Annotated in this window: 17 protein-coding genes; 6 read left to right on the forward strand and 11 right to left on the reverse strand. The window is 40.0% G+C overall.

Going from position 1 to position 16,079, the window contains the following annotated elements; all coding sequences use genetic code 11:
* Positions 1–89 precede the first annotated feature (89 nt).
* The 3 genes from CEF16_RS06610 to dapD all read right to left on the reverse strand — a co-directional run bounded on the left by CEF16_RS06610 (position 90) and on the right by dapD (position 3,270).
* A complete protein-coding gene (locus CEF16_RS06610; protein ID WP_091582587.1) occupies positions 90–1,211 on the reverse strand; it encodes an N-acetyldiaminopimelate deacetylase in 1,122 nt (373 codons plus the stop codon).
* Positions 1,208–2,422 (reverse strand): aspartate aminotransferase family protein, encoded by a 1,215-nt coding sequence (locus tag CEF16_RS06615; protein ID WP_091582584.1) that lies wholly within the window; start codon positions 2,420–2,422, stop codon positions 1,208–1,210. Before CEF16_RS06615 ends, CEF16_RS06610 begins: the two co-directional genes overlap by 4 nt.
* A 125-nt stretch (positions 2,423–2,547) precedes the next feature.
* On the reverse strand, positions 2,548–3,270 hold the full coding sequence (gene dapD / locus CEF16_RS06620) for a 2,3,4,5-tetrahydropyridine-2,6-dicarboxylate N-acetyltransferase (protein ID WP_091582581.1): 723 nt from the start codon (positions 3,268–3,270) through the stop codon (positions 2,548–2,550).
* A gap of 144 nt (positions 3,271–3,414) precedes the next feature.
* Here dapD and rraA point away from each other — a divergent pair, with 144 nt between their 5' ends.
* From rraA to CEF16_RS06645, 5 genes are all read left to right on the forward strand, one after another.
* Entirely contained in the window at positions 3,415–3,894 is a 480-nt protein-coding gene (gene rraA, locus CEF16_RS06625; protein ID WP_425428016.1) for a ribonuclease E activity regulator RraA, read from the forward strand.
* Between the two features lie 249 nt (positions 3,895–4,143).
* Positions 4,144–4,950, forward strand: coding sequence for a carbonic anhydrase (locus CEF16_RS06630; protein ID WP_091582576.1), 807 nt, complete (start codon positions 4,144–4,146; stop codon positions 4,948–4,950).
* Positions 4,951–4,965: 15 nt separating this feature from the next.
* Complete coding sequence (locus CEF16_RS06635; protein ID WP_091582573.1) at positions 4,966–5,886, forward strand: endonuclease I family protein; 921 nt, start codon at positions 4,966–4,968, stop codon at positions 5,884–5,886.
* 177 nt (positions 5,887–6,063) lie between these two features.
* On the forward strand, positions 6,064–6,483 hold the full coding sequence (locus tag CEF16_RS06640) for a MarR family winged helix-turn-helix transcriptional regulator (RefSeq protein ID WP_091582570.1): 420 nt from the start codon (positions 6,064–6,066) through the stop codon (positions 6,481–6,483).
* A gap of 1 nt (position 6,484) precedes the next feature.
* Positions 6,485–7,699, forward strand: coding sequence for an MFS transporter (locus CEF16_RS06645; protein ID WP_091582567.1), 1,215 nt, complete (start codon positions 6,485–6,487; stop codon positions 7,697–7,699).
* Positions 7,700–7,773: 74 nt separating this feature from the next.
* On the opposite strand, the gene aceA is transcribed toward CEF16_RS06645, so the two are convergent.
* The 3 genes from aceA to CEF16_RS06660 form a co-directional block, all read right to left on the reverse strand.
* Positions 7,774–9,069, reverse strand: coding sequence for an isocitrate lyase (gene aceA, locus CEF16_RS06650; protein WP_091582564.1), 1,296 nt, complete (start codon positions 9,067–9,069; stop codon positions 7,774–7,776).
* Between the two features lie 400 nt (positions 9,070–9,469).
* Positions 9,470–10,033 (reverse strand): hypothetical protein, encoded by a 564-nt coding sequence (locus tag CEF16_RS06655; RefSeq protein ID WP_091582561.1) that lies wholly within the window; start codon positions 10,031–10,033, stop codon positions 9,470–9,472.
* Positions 10,034–10,251: 218 nt separating this feature from the next.
* Positions 10,252–11,475: an MFS transporter gene (locus CEF16_RS06660; protein ID WP_091582558.1), complete on the reverse strand. Its 1,224-nt coding sequence runs from the start codon at positions 11,473–11,475 to the stop codon at positions 10,252–10,254.
* Between the two features lie 121 nt (positions 11,476–11,596).
* Between CEF16_RS06660 and CEF16_RS06665 the strand changes: the two genes are divergently transcribed.
* Complete coding sequence (locus CEF16_RS06665) at positions 11,597–12,475, forward strand: LysR family transcriptional regulator (protein WP_091582556.1); 879 nt, start codon at positions 11,597–11,599, stop codon at positions 12,473–12,475.
* Positions 12,476–12,496: 21 nt separating this feature from the next.
* On the opposite strand, the gene CEF16_RS24310 is transcribed toward CEF16_RS06665, so the two are convergent.
* The 5 genes from CEF16_RS24310 to CEF16_RS06680 form a co-directional block, all read right to left on the reverse strand.
* Complete coding sequence (locus CEF16_RS24310) at positions 12,497–12,664, reverse strand: hypothetical protein (protein WP_245917780.1); 168 nt, start codon at positions 12,662–12,664, stop codon at positions 12,497–12,499.
* 65 nt (positions 12,665–12,729) lie between these two features.
* Positions 12,730–13,062, reverse strand: a complete 333-nt coding sequence (locus CEF16_RS24315) for an HD-GYP domain-containing protein (protein WP_245917781.1) — start codon at positions 13,060–13,062, stop codon at positions 12,730–12,732.
* On the reverse strand, positions 13,007–13,495 hold the full coding sequence (locus CEF16_RS24320) for a hypothetical protein (protein WP_245917782.1): 489 nt from the start codon (positions 13,493–13,495) through the stop codon (positions 13,007–13,009). The genes CEF16_RS24315 and CEF16_RS24320 overlap by 56 nt, the downstream gene beginning before the upstream one ends.
* Before the next feature lie 405 nt (positions 13,496–13,900).
* Positions 13,901–14,293, reverse strand: coding sequence for an HPr family phosphocarrier protein (locus CEF16_RS06675; RefSeq protein WP_170031657.1), 393 nt, complete (start codon positions 14,291–14,293; stop codon positions 13,901–13,903).
* Positions 14,294–14,470: 177 nt separating this feature from the next.
* Positions 14,471–15,610, reverse strand: a complete 1,140-nt coding sequence (locus CEF16_RS06680; protein WP_091582551.1) for a mechanosensitive ion channel family protein — start codon at positions 15,608–15,610, stop codon at positions 14,471–14,473.
* Positions 15,611–16,079 lie beyond the last annotated feature (469 nt).

Consider the following 16,079-nt stretch of genomic DNA (forward strand, 5'->3'; position numbering starts at 1 on the left):
ACCCATCCCTTTCTTGTTCCTCTTTTTATTATACCACACTTAAAAGATTAATTTTTGTAAGAGGAAATTCGGAAACATAAAGCCCTGGTTTATTGATTTTTTGAAAAAAAGGCAATCATGTGTGAAACAGCTGTGAAGATCGCTGCTTCACTCGGCTCAATCCGTGCATCGTGAAGTCCGTATGGCGTATCAGCACCTAGCCAGAACATCACTCCTGGTGTATCTTCTAAAAAGTAGCCAAAATCCTCTCCAGTCATCGCTTCGCTGCATTCGACCAGCTCCACTTCCCGTTGTTCTCGGCTGAAATCCATGAATGACTGGGTCAGCTCTTCATTATTATATACCTGGCAATAGTTTGCACCCCAATCAATGAAAGCTTCACAATCAAACCCGCTTTCAATCCCGCCTATCAATGAACGAATACGTTGTTTAACTTTTTCCATGCTGTCTATAGAAAGCGTTCGGATCGTTCCTTCAAGACGTGCCGTTTCTGCAATAATATTTTGCTTCGTGCCTCCGCTGATTTTTCCAATCGTCACCACAGCTGAATCAAGAGGATCCACATTTCGACTGACGATCGTTTGCAGCTGGGTTACGAGATGGCTCGCTGCAACGACCATGTCGTTTGCTGTATGAGGACGAGCTGCATGTCCCCCTTTTCCTTTCAAATCAATAAACAGCTCTGATGTATTGGCAAAAAGAAGCCCTGGTTTTGTCGCAATCGTACCAGCAGGATATTCAGGTGCGATATGAAGGGCATAGATCTCATCAGGCTTAAACCGTTGGAATGCGTCTGAAGCAAGCATTGGTTTGGCGCCTCCAGGTCCTTCTTCTGCTGGCTGGAACAAAAATAATAAATTATCTTTTGGCTGATTATGCGCAAAATACTTAAGAATACCGAGTGCAATGGTCATATGAAGGTCATGGCCGCAAGCATGCATCATCCCTTTATGCTGCGATCGAAAGGAATAAGACGTTTTTTCTTCTATAGGCAGGCCATCCATATCCGTACGGTACCCTAGTGTTTTATGGCCCTCATACCCTTTGACAAATACAAAAAGTCCGGTTTTCCATTCTTCTATGGTAAGAAAATCCTGAGGCATTCCCGCAATTTTTTCTTTTACATACTGCTGGGTTTTAAATTCCTCGAACCCTGGTTCTGGTATTTGATGAAGTTCTCTGCGAATTTTTACAAGCTGTTCTTTATTCACGTTGTCCTCACGCCCCCCCTTCTTGCCGCCAGTTCTTCTTCAAGGGCAAGAATGAACGCATCGGTTTCTTCTTTTTTCAATGTTAGCGGCGGCAGAAGACGGATAATTGTTCCTTGCGTAATATTGACCATAAATCCTCTTTTCAGGAGCTGCTGCTGCAAGTTTTTCACCTCTTCTCCACTTGCATCGAGAAGAACACCAAGCATCATGCCAGCTCCTCTAATTTCTTTTATTTTGTTATCACTCCGAATTTGCAAGTCCTCTAGCCGCCTGAGTAAATACTTAGCATTTTCCCTTCCATCTTCCAAACCGTTTTGCTCCATTAATACGTCAAGCACTGCGTTCCCAAGTGCAGCACTTAGTGGAGAAGGTCCAAATGTAGTACCATGATCGCCTGGCTGAAAAAGTTCATCTAAGCCCGTTTTGGCAATCAATCCGCCAAGTGGAAGACCACCTCCAATTCCTTTGGCAAATAAAATAATATCAGGCTCCACCCCGGCATGCTGATAAGCAAACAATGTTCCCGTACGCCCCATGCCGGTTTGGATTTCATCCATACATAACAGGACATTATAATGCCGGCACAGCTTCTCCGCTTCTTGTAAGAAGTTTTTTGATAAAGGCATAATCCCGCCTGAACCTAACACGGGCTCCATTAAAAGAGCGGCCGGTTTCTTATATTTAAGAATTTCTTCGAGTGCTTCTAAATCCTCTGCCTCGGTTTCATACACAGGATAATCCGCTGCGGGATAATCCTGATAAATTCCAGGCTGGCGTGTTAAACGAATGACGCCGAGCGTCCGTCCGTGAAAGCTGTTTTTTAACACTACAATTCCTTGTCGCGTTTCCTCTTGAGAAGCGGTCCACTTATGAATCAGTTTCACAGCTGCTTCTGTTGCCTCCGCCCCAGAATTACCAAAATACACCTTCCCTTGTACAGAATGCTCAATTAAACGATGAGCCAGTGTAATGGCAGGTTTATTTAGGAAGAAATTAGACACATGCAAAAACTGCTTCTGCTGCTCTTCTAATTTTTTCATCAGATAGGGATGGGAATGCCCTAGGATGTTGACCGCAAGTCCGGTAAACAGATCCAAATATTCTTTGCCGTTCTCATCTATTATATAATTGCCTTCCCCTTTGGCTACCGTAATCGGGAGACGGTTGTAGGTGGGCATCATATATTCCTGGTCGAGCTCCATCCAGTTCATTTTTCTACTTCCCTTCCATTAAGAACGTTTTGTTTTAAATAGATAGAAGGAAGACTGCCCAACAACAAGCGCCGGGCAGTCTCCATCTTTTCTTCTACTACATTGTATTCTTTAACCTGCGGATATTATTCTTCATTTAAACGGCGAAGCTCCTGCTTCATTTCCGTTTTACCTTTCGTTTGGTCATCGATTTCTTTAATGACGCGGGCCGGTGTTCCAGCTACTACTGTGTTTGGAGGAACATCTTCTGTCACGATCGCACCGGCTGCAACAACAGAACCTTCTCCAACAGTAACTCCTTCTAGAATAACGCAGTTTGCACCAACTACAACACCGTCTTCCACAATAACCGGCTGCGCAGACGGCGGCTCAATAACACCTGCAAGTACGGTACCAGCACCAATGTGACAATTTTTACCGACTGTAGCTCGGCCTCCCATAACAACATTCATATCAATCATTGTATTTTCGCCAACGACAGACCCAATGTTAATGGAAGCTCCCATCATAATAACAGCATTTTTGCCGATTTCTACTTGGTCGCGGATAATCGCGCCCGGTTCAATACGCGCCGGGATGTCTTTTAAGTCAAGAAGCGGAATAGCAGAATTACGGCAGTCATTTTCTACCACGTAGTCTGCAATTTTATCTTCATGTTCATCGATTGCTTTTTTAATATCATTCCATTCTCCAAATAGTACACCTGTATCGCCAGTAATAAAGGATTTCGTCTCATTTCCGAATCCGATGTTTTCTAGCTGATCTCCCTTAATATGTACTTTAACCGGAGTTGATTTTTCACTTTCAGAAATAAATTTAATAATCTCATTTGCATCCATTTGGTTCATGTTCTAGCGCCTCCTTATCCATTCTCTTCAATAGATTATCATAGGAGGCCGGAGAAGGAAACCATTCTGTCATATTTCAAACAGGAAATACCCGGATAAATGTTGAATAATTATAGAGAAACGTACATATAAGGAGGCAGAATGATGGGAATAACAGCTGACATTTGTGATGTGCATAAGGAGAATGTTGTTTTAGCAGATTCAATCTTTCATTCGTTCGGTCAAAAAACGTCTTTTTCTGGACCTATTCATACGGTAAAGGTATTAGAAGACAATGTACTCGTAAAAAAAGCCCTTGAGTCGATTCCTGAAGGAAGTGTCCTTGTAGTAGACGGCGGTGGGTCTACTCGCTGTGCTCTTATGGGTGATAATCTTGCAGCCATTGCAGCAGAAAGAAACCTTGCTGGTGTTATTATTTACGGCTGTATCAGAGACTCTGGAGAAATCAATGAGATGCCGGTGGGAATTTGTGCTTTAGGTACGAACCCTTTTAAATCAATTAAAAAAGGGGAAGGGGAAAGCGACGTTCCACTCCGTTTTGCTAATGCTGAATGGAAGCCTGGAGCCTGGGTGTATGCCGATGAAGATGGTATTTTATTGGCTGATGAGAAGCTTCAAATCTAATTCTTTTCTTTCTACAGGGCTGTCTCGAAAACAGGAGGCAGCCTTCCTGCTTTACATAGACAATCATTACTCCTCAGGACGCGGCTCATTTTATATGATACAAATTGACATTGCCTTTCTTTAATCCAGCCCTTTACTTTTAGTACGATCTCACTGATTTCATTATTTTGCATTTACCATATTTGCTCCTCCTTCTTAATCTTGTATTGTATTTAGTGTGACATAAGATAAGAGAGGAGAATGCTGCAAATGTCGAACAAACTCATTTATCCATTTTTAACCGCTTCATTAATTTTTCCTATTGGAGGCTGCCAAGAAGGCTCAAAAGAAACAAATACCCCAAATGAAGAAGAAGGGCAGGACAGGTCTGGTGAGTGGTCTTATAAAGGGGACACCGGGCCGGAGCACTGGGGCGATTTAGATCCCGATTATGCAGCTTGTGTTGATGGCAGTGAGCAATCACCTATTAATATTGAATTTTCTCAAGTAACCGAAGATGACCAAAACATAGAAAGTATGAAAATCGATTATAACCCTGCTTCGTTTACTCTTGTTAATAACGGGCATACCGTTCAAGCGGAAAGCCCATCAGAAATGAACAGATTAGTGATCGACGAAAACGAATATGAACTCTCCCAGTTTCATTTTCACACTCCAAGTGAGCATCAGTTTAATGGTGAAAAATATGATATGGAGCTGCACCTCGTCCACGAAGATAAAAACGGTAAACTAGCTGTGATTGGTGTGATGCTTCAAGAAGGCGAGGAGCATGAGGAACTTTCTGAGGCTTGGGAAAACCTTCCTGCATCTGAAAATGCTAAGGATATTGCAATGGATGAACCAATTGACTTACAAGCTCTTCTCCCAGAAGACCAGAACTCTTTTCATTATAATGGTTCTTTAACCACACCTCCATGTACAGAAGAAGTACATTGGATTATCTTTGAACAACCAATGGAAATGTCTAATGAGCAAATTCAAGGTTTTCAACAAATTTTCCCTGACAATCACCGTCCTGTCCAAGAGAGAAACGATCGTGAAATATTGAAAAACTAATTTTGGAGGGATTCTATGACTTTTACTTCTATGCACCAAAAATTCCTTTTTCCGATGGCAAAAGACCGCCGCCGTTTGGACAATATCTTATTTCGCATTTCCAAAACAAAGACAAAGCTGCAAAAAGAAAAGGAAGAGTATTATAACGAAGAAAAAGACCGCCTGACCATAAAAGAATATTATAAAAATATAGATTTTGAAACACAGCCAAGAGAGGAAGTATTTCAATCCTTACATGACCTTATTACAAAAACACATATAAACGAGGTGAACTACAACCCGACGGAATACGTCTATCCTTGGGTGGATTTACAACCAGATGGCACGTTAACGAGTATTTACTCTGGTCAAAACAGACGGGCTGAAGATGTGATCAAAGAAGATTATGAGACAGCTTTAAAGCGAGAACAAGAGCTGGAAAAACAACCCTCTGCAAACAACGATTCTTTAAAAAATCAAGTCATAAACATAGAAAATAATTTTAAATTTAATTGCGAGCACGTCGTACCGCAGTCTTGGTTTCAAAGAAAAGAACCGATGCGCGGCGATATTCATCATTTGTTCACCTGTGACCCTGTTTGCAATTCTATACGAAGTAATTTCCCTTATTATGATTTCAAGGACTATGATCCAGAATCAGCAAGAGTTCAGAAAGTAACGAAAAATTGCGGCAAAGCGGAGAATGAATTGTTTGAGCCTGAATATGCAAAAGGTGCCGTTTCAAGAGCCATGCTTTATTTTTTATTAAGATATCCTAATAGGATTGAGCGCTCTTATTACAAACAAATACACATAGATCATTTGCTGAGCTGGCACGAGCAGTTCCCCGTTTCTGTTTATGAAAAACACCGCAATCAAGCCACTTATGAAATACAGGGAAACCGCAATCCCATTATTGATTTTCCAGAAATAGCTCCTCGTATTTTCAACCCATAACCTAACTATTACGTAAAACAATCCCGCTTTTTTTCAAAGAGCGGTTTTTTTTTTGGCTGCATGACGTCTATGTAAGCCTTACCATTGATATAACAGGCTTTACTTTAGTTTACAATACCCCTATAATCGTAGAGGTATTAATTATTTACCTGGGTAAATATCGGAGGCTGCCAATATATGGATACAAGCGCACTGTTTCACTTCTTAAATCAAAAAGTCCGGCTATTATCAAAAGAGTTAAATGAACATCTGCACAAGCATGACTTATATACGTCTCAATGGACTATTTTGTATGTGCTCAGCGAAAAAGGTCCAATGTCGCAAACTGATATCTGGCAATACTTAAAGGTAGAAGCACCAACAATGACACGTACACTTGCGAGAATGGAAACGAGCGGGTGGATTCACCGAAAGCCAGGTAAAGACAAACGAGAACGCATTGTCGTTTTAACCGAAGAAGCAAAAGAAAATTTACCTGAGGTCAAACATACCATCAAACAATTTGAACAGCAATTCGCCGCTTACCTATCAAACAGTGAACAAGAACAGCTTTATCACCTATTAGAAAAATTGGGAACGAAAAGGGGTGACGAATGAAATGACTAGCTCTTCACAAAAGATTTGGACGAAAGATTTTTTTAGCATATCATTTGTACACTTTATTGTGTTTGTCATTTTTTATACACTATTAACAACACTCCCACTCTATGTTGTTAATGATTTAAAAGGTACAGAAGCCCAAGGGGGCTTAATTGTAACATCGATGCTTTTAGCTGCTATTTTGATTCGCCCGTTTTCGGGGAACTTGCTTGAGAGCGCCGGGAAAGAAAAAGTATTAAAAGGCAGCGTTCTTTTGTTTACGATCACCACTTTTGGATATATGTGGGTAGAAGGATTTACTGCTCTTATCCTTCTTCGTTTCATCCACGGTTTGTCTTTTGGAATTGCTACAACAGCTACAGCCGCTATCGCTGCAGATGCATTACCCGCAAAACGCCGTGGAGAAGGATTAGGCTATTTTACGATGGCTATGAATCTAGCTGTTGTTGCTGGTCCGTTTATAGGCTTGACACTCATCCAATTTGTGTCCTTTTACCATTTATTTATTATTCTTATTATTTTTATGATTATCGGCGTTATATGTACGTTTTTTATTAACGTTCCGGAAACAGAAAAAACAAAGGAATCTTTACAGAAAAGAAAGCTGTCCCTTGATAGTCTTTTTGAATTTCGTGCCATGCCGATTTCTCTTATAAGCAGTCTGGTCGCTTTTGCTTACGCTGGTATCGTTTCGTTCATTTCTGTATATGCATCCAATATCGGATTGGGCCATATGTCTAATTATTTCTTTCTCGTATTTGCAGTGACCATGCTGGCTTTTCGACCTTTTCTCGGCCGTTTATTTGATCAGCTCGGTCCTAAAATCGTAATCCTTCCCTGTCTATTCCTTTTTTCCTGCGGGTTAATTGTATTAAGCATAGCTGAATCTGGTTTATTATTTCTTTTATCTGCTGCGCTTATCGGGGTAGGATACGGAACGATTCTGCCGTGCGTCTTATCTTTAGCAGTACAATATGCACCTGATACAAGAAACGGTCATGCCACAGCCACGTTTTTCACGTTGTATGACTTAGGGATTGCAGTAGGTTCATATATTTTAGGTATTGTAGTATCCATGACCGGCTTTTCTCATATGTTCGTATACAGTTCCATTCTTGTTGTTATAACAGCTGCTGGTTTTTATTTCTTATTAAACCGTTCGGAAGCCAAAGAGAAAGTCGGATTGCATTATGAAAAAGCTGATAATAGATAAGTAGAAATATGAATAACGAAGCTTAATATGGGGCTGTTTTGACAAAGAATCATTGCCAAAACAGCCCCATTTTATTAGGATTGAGTAGTCTTTTGGAATTGAGCGGTTTCTGTAGACCCTTTCATTGCTGTTGTAGAAGAGGTACCGCCTGAGATTACTTGAGAAACTTCGTCAAAGTAACCAGTTCCAACTTCACGTTGGTGACGAGTAGCTGTATAGCCATCTGCTTCACTTGCAAATTCAGCTTGCTGAAGTTCGGAGTAAGCACCCATGCCGCGTTCCTTATAACCGCGCGCCAATTCAAACATACTGTGATTTAAGGCATGGAAACCTGCTAGTGTAACAAATTGGAACTTATAACCCATTTTACCGATTTCTTTCTGGAAGTTTTCAATCGTTTCTTGATCCAGATTTGCCTGCCAGTTAAAGGAAGGAGAACAATTATAAGCAAGCATCTTTCCAGGGAACTTCGCATGAATAGCATCTGCAAAACGCTTTGCTTCTTCAAGATCAGGTTTTGATGTTTCGCACCAGATAAGATCTGCATAAGGAGCATACGCAAGGCCGCGGGCAATTGCTTGGTCCATGCCTGCATTGGTACGGTAAAATCCTTCCGCTGTTCTTTCTCCCGTAATAAATTCATGATCAGCAGGGTCGACATCACTTGTGATGAGATCAGCTGCATCCGCATCTGTTCTAGCTAACAATATAGTATCTGTACCGCTTACATCAGCTGCAAGTCTCGCTGAAATAAGATTTCTCACAGCCGTTTGGGTTGGTACAAGTACTTTTCCGCCCAAGTGACCGCATTTTTTCTCAGAAGCGAGCTGATCTTCAAAGTGAACCCCAGAAGCCCCTGCTTCAATCATGCTTTTCATAAGTTCAAAGACGTTTAACTGACCGCCAAACCCTGCTTCAGCATCCGCTACAATGGGAGCAAAGTAATCTGTATCACCGCTGCCTTCCATATGCTGAACTTGATCGGCACGCTGAAGCGCCTGGTTAATTCGTTTTACTACGTTCGGTACACTGTTTGAAGGATAAAGGCTTTGATCCGGATACATCTGCCCGGAAAGATTGGCATCAGCTGCTACCTGCCAGCCGCTTAAGTAAATCGCTTTCAAACCTGCTTTTACTTGCTGTACTGCCTGGTTTCCTGTTAAAGCCCCCAAAGAGTTAACATATGGCTCGCTGTGAAGCAGGTCCCAAAGCTTTTTTGCACCTGTTTTTGCTAACGTATGTTCAATTTGCAAGGATCCTCTTAGTTTTACTACATCCTCAGCTGAGTAAGGGCGTTCAATGCCAATCCATCTGTCCTCTGCTTCCCACTGTTCTTGCAATTTTTTAGCTTCTTCTTGAATGTTTCCCATGTTTCTCATCTCCTTTGTATTAGTAAAATTGAAGAGATTCAGCCAGCCCCTTTCCAGCTTATCCCTTTCTGTCTAAAACTGTTTTAATACAGTTTGTTTTGATATTAATTATAATATAACAGAGATAGCTGTTATGCAACATGATTTTGGAAAAAAGTTAGTATTTTATATAAGTTTTAATATTCTGAAAACAAATTTATTGATATACCTGCTTTTCATAGGTTTAACTAAAGAAACACAATTTATTGTTTTCTATCTGTTATGTTACAAAAGTAGTGGTATCATCGTGGAAAAGATTTCTGGTTTTAATTCAGCGCTTCTCCTCTTGAATCCAGTTTTTCTACCTGCCGCAGCAAATAAAAATCTCCAGACATCAGCATCTGGAGACTGTTTCCTTTTCTTATTTTCTATTTTCAAACCATATATAGGAGACCTGATTGGCTTCTACTGAATCTTTTTCTAAGGTAATTTTTCCGTCTTCAAATTCGTAAATTTCGGACCATAAGTTATCCATCTCATTCCAGAAACGGTTATCTGGAGTACCTAGCATCTCTTCTGCATTTTGTTGGTCAAAGGCTGTTTTATTTGTTTCTACAGCTATGGACTCCACTTCGTTTGTATTTGGGTTTAAGAAAAAGGTAAAAACACCATATCGTAAAAATTCTCCACCTTCAAACCAGCCCGTTTCATCTGGGCTCCCTAATCTTTCTTGTACGTTGTGTTTATCTTCGTTCAAGTAAGAGGTGTCTATTTCTTCATGCAGCGGGGCAATCAGCTCATTAAATATTTCAGCGCCTTCTTTTATCTCTTTTGCACTTTTCACCTCACTGGGCGGCTGTTTCTCTTCGACAGGCTTAACAGCTTTTTCAGCCTGTTTTATCGGCAGCGTTTGATCTTGTTCTTCAGCTATGCAGCTCGTTAATATTCCAATACTAAAAAGCATTCCCAAAATCTTTTTTATCATAGCTCTTCCCCCATTACTTCAGCTAAAAGCTTTTAGGACGTTCAATAGCTTATAATAATGTATTACCTTTCTTTTCCTATTTTTACACCTTCATATCGTTCTTTTTAGTGAAATAAGCCATTAGTCTCAGGGGGACATTAGAAAAACTCGACTTTCCGCCAACTCAAATGGCGAAAGTCGTAGTTTTACTTATACATTGATCCATTAACAAAATTAAATTAATTTTGATCAGCCGTCTTTGCATATTCCTGTACCGCTTGTTTTTCTCCTGCCTCCATCCTTGCCATTCTTCTAGTACAAACAAGAGTTACGCATAGAAGGAAAAGAGAACCCGCTGCGACACCCGGCCAGCCAAACTGCGGCCACAACCAGCCGTAATAAAAACTGCCAAGGCTTCCTCCTAAATAGTAAGACGTTAAATACAAGCCTGACGCACTTGCTTTTGCTTTTTCTGCATGTCTTGTAACCCAAGAACTCGAACTGGAATGAGCAAAAAAGAAGCCAAAGCTAAGCACTAAGAGCGCTAAGATAACAATGGGGAATGAAGGAATGAACGATAACAGCAATGCAAGAGCCATAAGACCAATTCCAATAAAAATACAAGATGTTTGCTGCCATTTTTGTGCTGCTTTGCCTGCTAACGTTGAACTGACAGTACCTGCTCCATACGTAAGAAACAATAAGCCCAGCACCGCTGTAGATACGTGAAACGGTTCCCCGCTAAGGTAGTAAGTTATAAAGTTAAAAATGCCGATAAATACGAGAAAATGAAGACCGCCTATAATATAGGCATAACGCATCACAGTATTTGCCAGGTGCTCTTTATTATCGGCCAGCACTTCTTTTAATTGAAATGGTCTAGATTTAAATTGCTTAGATCGAGGCAAAAACAGATAAACTATAAAAAACAACACAAAACTGATACTGGCCATAACAACAAAGGCACCTCGCCAGTCCCAAATATCTGTCAATACCCCGCTCAGCACTCTTCCACCCATGCCTCCTACACTGTTACAGCTAATATAGATCCCTACAGCAACAGTCATCGCTCTCATCTTATACTCTTCGCTAATGTAAGCCATTGCTGCCACGGGAATTCCAGCAAGAGCAGCCGCTTGAAAGATTCTTGCTGCCAGCAGCCACTCAAAGGAAGGAGCCATACTAATCGCCAATGTTCCAAGCGTACCAAGAGCCATTGAGATAAATATTATATTTCTTCTACCAAACGCATCAGAGAGAGCTGTATAAAGAAAAAAGCTGATTCCTAACACGAATAGAGAAACAGAGATCGTTAAGCTGGACACGGTTTCGGAAATTCCAAATTCTTCTGTAAACAACGGCAAGAGCGGTTGTGGGAAATACATATTGGCAAATATAAGCAGAGACGAAGCCCCTAATGCTGCCGTTGCTTTCCAAAATGTCTTTGTTTTAACATCTATCACGACAAATGGCCTTCTTTCTATCATGGAGTCATATCATTTATGCTACCAGTGATTTTTTCATAAATAAAATATATAATAATTATTAAATCGATAACTTTTTTTTATTTAAGGTGGGAACAGGATGAATCTTAAACAACTTATCTACTTTTTGACCATCATCGAACACGAAAGTTTTACGAAAGCAGCTGCTGAACTTCGAGTCGCACAGCCTGCGATTACAAAATCTATTCAAAATCTTGAACATGAAATAGGTCTGCGCCTATTCATTCGTGAAAAACGAAGCGTGCGGTTAACAATGGAAGGCAGCGTGTTAAAAAAGCACGCGTTGGAAATCCGTCAAAAAATAAACCAAACAAAAAAAGAATTAAAAGAAATAAAAGAGGGGATTCGCGGAACCGTTCAAATTGGCATTCCGTCGATGGCAGGGTCGTATTATTTTCCCGACAAACTGTCTCTCTTTAAAGAAAAGCATCCAGACATGGAAATAGACATATACGAAGCAGGCACTACTGCTATAGAAAAGGAAATTTTAGAAGGAAATTTGGAAATGGGTACAGTGGTAGTGGATGAAGTCTCGGAGATGCTTGATATTCACCCTTTTTTGCAGGAACCGCTAATGTTGGTCGTCCCTCCCTCACATCCTCTGGCTTCTAGCTCCTCCGTTTCTTTAGAAAAGCTTGTACATGAACCTTTAATTTTATTTAAAGAAGGATACTACCAGCGAAAAGTGATTGACCGGGCTGGGGAGTTAGCGGGGAAAAGTCCTCATATTGCTTTTGAAACCAATCAAATTTCGATGGCAAAATCATTAACTGAAAGAAGCTTTGGAGTTACTGTTTTTTTAAACATGGTGATTCGTTCAGACGAAAATCTAGTTGCAATTCCTTTTGACCCGCCGATTATTTTAACTTTGGGAATTGCCCATAAAAAAAATTTGCCGCTGTCCACGGCAAACGACATTTTTCTATCTTTTTTAAAAAAAGAAGTACGCGATCAATAACTTGGAAAAATAATCAGGGAACTACTCGACACCCGTTTCGATAAATACGGTTGTACGTTCTGCGAGATCTAGGTCGGTAATAACATAATCTCTTCCTTGATTGGAATAGGCTTTAAACACCCGAATGACCGGGCGCTGGGGCAGCCCTTTGTGCTGGCTGACGACAATTCCTGCCTCACCTGTAATCAATTTTACCTGGCTTCCAGCTGGATAAAATGCAATCGTTCGTAAAAACTTCCAGACTACAGTAAAACCTAAAAGATGTTCACACGCTTCAGTTCATCATATTCTCCACCACCATTTACGAGATTATTATAATAGTTAGCGACAGCTGTAATTCTGGCAAGCGAGTGAATATCTTTTTCTTTCATTGACAGCGGCAGGCCGCTTCCGTTAATATGATGCTCATGGTGGGCAAGCGCAATGTGAGAGAAAAGCGTGCTTATTTCTTTGTTTTTTCTTAAAAAATTGAAGCCAATGCAAGAATGATGCTCATCTGAACTTCTGCTTCCCGGTAGAATCTTTCCGATATCATGCAGCAGGGCCCCGGTTGCAAGTTCTTGCAGCTTTGTCCGGTCTAACCCCATTTTTCGTTCCGGTTAAGACTGCCATAATACATACATTCATAGAATGCATATATAACGCATTATCGGTCGTTCGAATATCTGTTAAGTTTAAAAGAATATTACTGTTTAATAGGATTTCGTCCATTAAAGCATATACCGATTTATTTATCGCTTTTATATCTAAGTCTCCACCACTTTGTACATATTGAAAGGATTCGGCCAGCTGAGAAACTGTTGTTCTTCTCGTTTTTTCAGTAACAACTTCTTCTACGGTGACATCACTCAATGCTTCTTCTTCTAAATAAACGGCCTGTACTCCCATATGATGTAATTTTGAGATTAAACCAACAGTAAGAGGGACGCCTGCATTTAATAAAATACGGCCGTCACTGGCATAAATATGGCGTGCTAATTTATCTCCCTGCTCGATATGCTGTGTTAAAGTGTACCGCATAAGTATCACCTTCCGAGCTTTTGTTTCTATGATTATAATAATAAATTACTAATTCCTCTATTATATCGGACAGTCAGGCCAAAATAACAAGCATATTTATTAGAAAAGCGCAATCGCTGGTCAGCCGCAACAAGTTAATGTTCTCCAGGCAAAAAAGTCGCTTTTTGACTTTTATGACTGGAGGTTATTGAACCTCGAGCGGCTGGGCGCTGAAGCTAGACATGGAAAACGCCAAACTTCTATACTTTCTTACTATTAAAAAAACTCGGGTTGCCATCCAGTACTCATGGCAATATACTTTGATCCTTTAACAAAGTTAACTTTCTTAAAGAATTAAAAAAAGAAAAGCCGTATCAATTTGCTGATCGGAATTATTCAGCAATTGTAACAGCTTTTCGTTATTCGTTAATGACGTGTTGTTTTTAAATAAGATTTTGCAACATAACGAACATCTGGAGACCAATGATTCAAGGAAGCAGTCATTGCTTTTTCTACGGTTTCAACGCCTTCTTCCTCCCAATAACCGAGAACTTCTTCTGCCCCGGCGTCTTGCAGAAAAGAATGTACCGCCGAACATACTTTATCGGAGTCTTCTCCTTTCACACGCATATGAATCTTGTCACCAATTCGAATGGTTGTAAATACGGACATCATGCCAAGTACACTTTTTCCGTTTGCTGCCGTATTCTTTTTTTCCATGAACACATCACTTTCATAGTGTTCTAAAAGGTGTACAAGCTCTAGCACTTTATGAACGGATAAGCTTTTGAACAACGAAATCGTTTCCTGTTGTTCCATTATCATCTTCTCCTTTTTACACTGTTTAGCATTAAAAACAAGTCAGTCAACAATATTAGAAAAACTCAGCTTGCCGCCGAGTTTTTCTAACGATCTTTAAAGCCTACCCTATTATAAATAGTTCTTCTAAAAATATCTACCGGTTTGTGAGAAGAATTCACAGAAATGTCGCACCTGTTATTCATCCACTGTTTCTTTTCTAGTTGTCTTCTTCAGATGGTTGTCTTCAAGCGCTGCGTAAAAGTCTTCTGGATACCTTTCCACATACATTGACCTTGATGGGAAAGCAATGTTTACTTCTTCTTCTTCTAAAATTTTAATCACTTCAAGGTTCATTTTCTGCTTGATGTCAAACCATTCCACCCATGCAGTTGTTTTTGTGAAAAAGTAAAGAAATATATTATATGAAGAAGCACCCATTTCATTTAATTTTACGATAATAAGTTCTTTGTCTATGTCTTCGTGCTCTTGCAGCATATCTTCGATTCTTTCTACTACGCGCTCTAGCTTTTTCCTTGAAGTAGCATACTCCACACCGACGTTAAAACTAATCAAACGCTTGTCCATTTCTGACCAGTTTGTAATGGCTTCATGCGCTAACGTTCGGTTCGGCACAGTTACAAGCGAATCTTCAAACGTGCGCACTTTCGTACTGCGAAAAGATATATCCTCTACAATCCCTTCGACTGTCGGTGTTTCAATCCAATCACCATTTTTAAATGGACGTTCAGTGACGATGATAATACCGCCAAAAAAGTTGCTGAGCGTATCTTGAGCAGCCAGCGCAAAAGCCAGTCCGCCAAGACCTAACCCTGCAATAAATCCATTAATATCATAATCCCACTCATATGCCACAACAGTAATGGTCAGCGCGATAATAACAAAACGCAGCAGCTTCGATAAAAAGGGAATAAGCATGCTGTCTTCGCCGTCTTCCATTTTTTCAGAAATTTTATCAAACAAACTTGAAGACGTCGAAACAAAATTGAACAGCCCCCATCCTACGCAAACAATAATAATGGACCTGTATATAGTATTAATTAAACCTAATTGTTCACGTGGAATAGGCAAGTATAAAATTGCCAAGTAAATTCCCAGCACGCCGATAAAAAAACGGATCGGCTTTTCAAATGCAACGAGCATATTCGTAAATATATCAGTCGGCGATTTCTTTGCAAACCGCATCACAAATCGAAACAGATAGGCTGTAAAAATTTTGCGGAAAATAAAGATAAGCAAAAATATAGCAAACGCAATTCCCATATCAATCCAAGGAAGATCTAAAAACCAATACCACCAATTGTATAAATAATCCATTGCCTTCCCTCCATACAAATCATTACCCGTTTTATCTTAACATGTTGCAATATTTAACTTCCATTTATATATCATCAGAATAAAATTACAGGTAGTATAAAACAGCAAAACTGAAGAGCACAGGACCCTACAGAACTGCCGCTCGTGTATATATTTATTGATAAAGACTGGTCTAAAAACAATTAATGTTTTTGTTCCTTCCTTTGGATCACGGAGTTTTCATATAACTTCCTTTTATCTGCCTGATATATAAGCAAAGAGGAGAGATTTGGGTAAACTACTCCCTCTGGAGCTATCCCAATTGTCAGATCTCAACAAACGCAAACTGGAAAAGTATTACTGACATAAATCTGAAGGTTCAAGGAAAAATAATGAACAGCTTAAAAATATATACATCATTACCTCTTATTTACTGAATGCCTGTAATCATGCACAGCCCCAAAAACATTTGCTGCTGCCGTTTCACTAT

The organism is Alteribacillus bidgolensis (assembly GCF_002886255.1).
In the GTDB taxonomy this organism is placed as follows: Bacteria; Bacillota; Bacilli; order Bacillales; family Marinococcaceae; genus Alteribacillus; species Alteribacillus bidgolensis.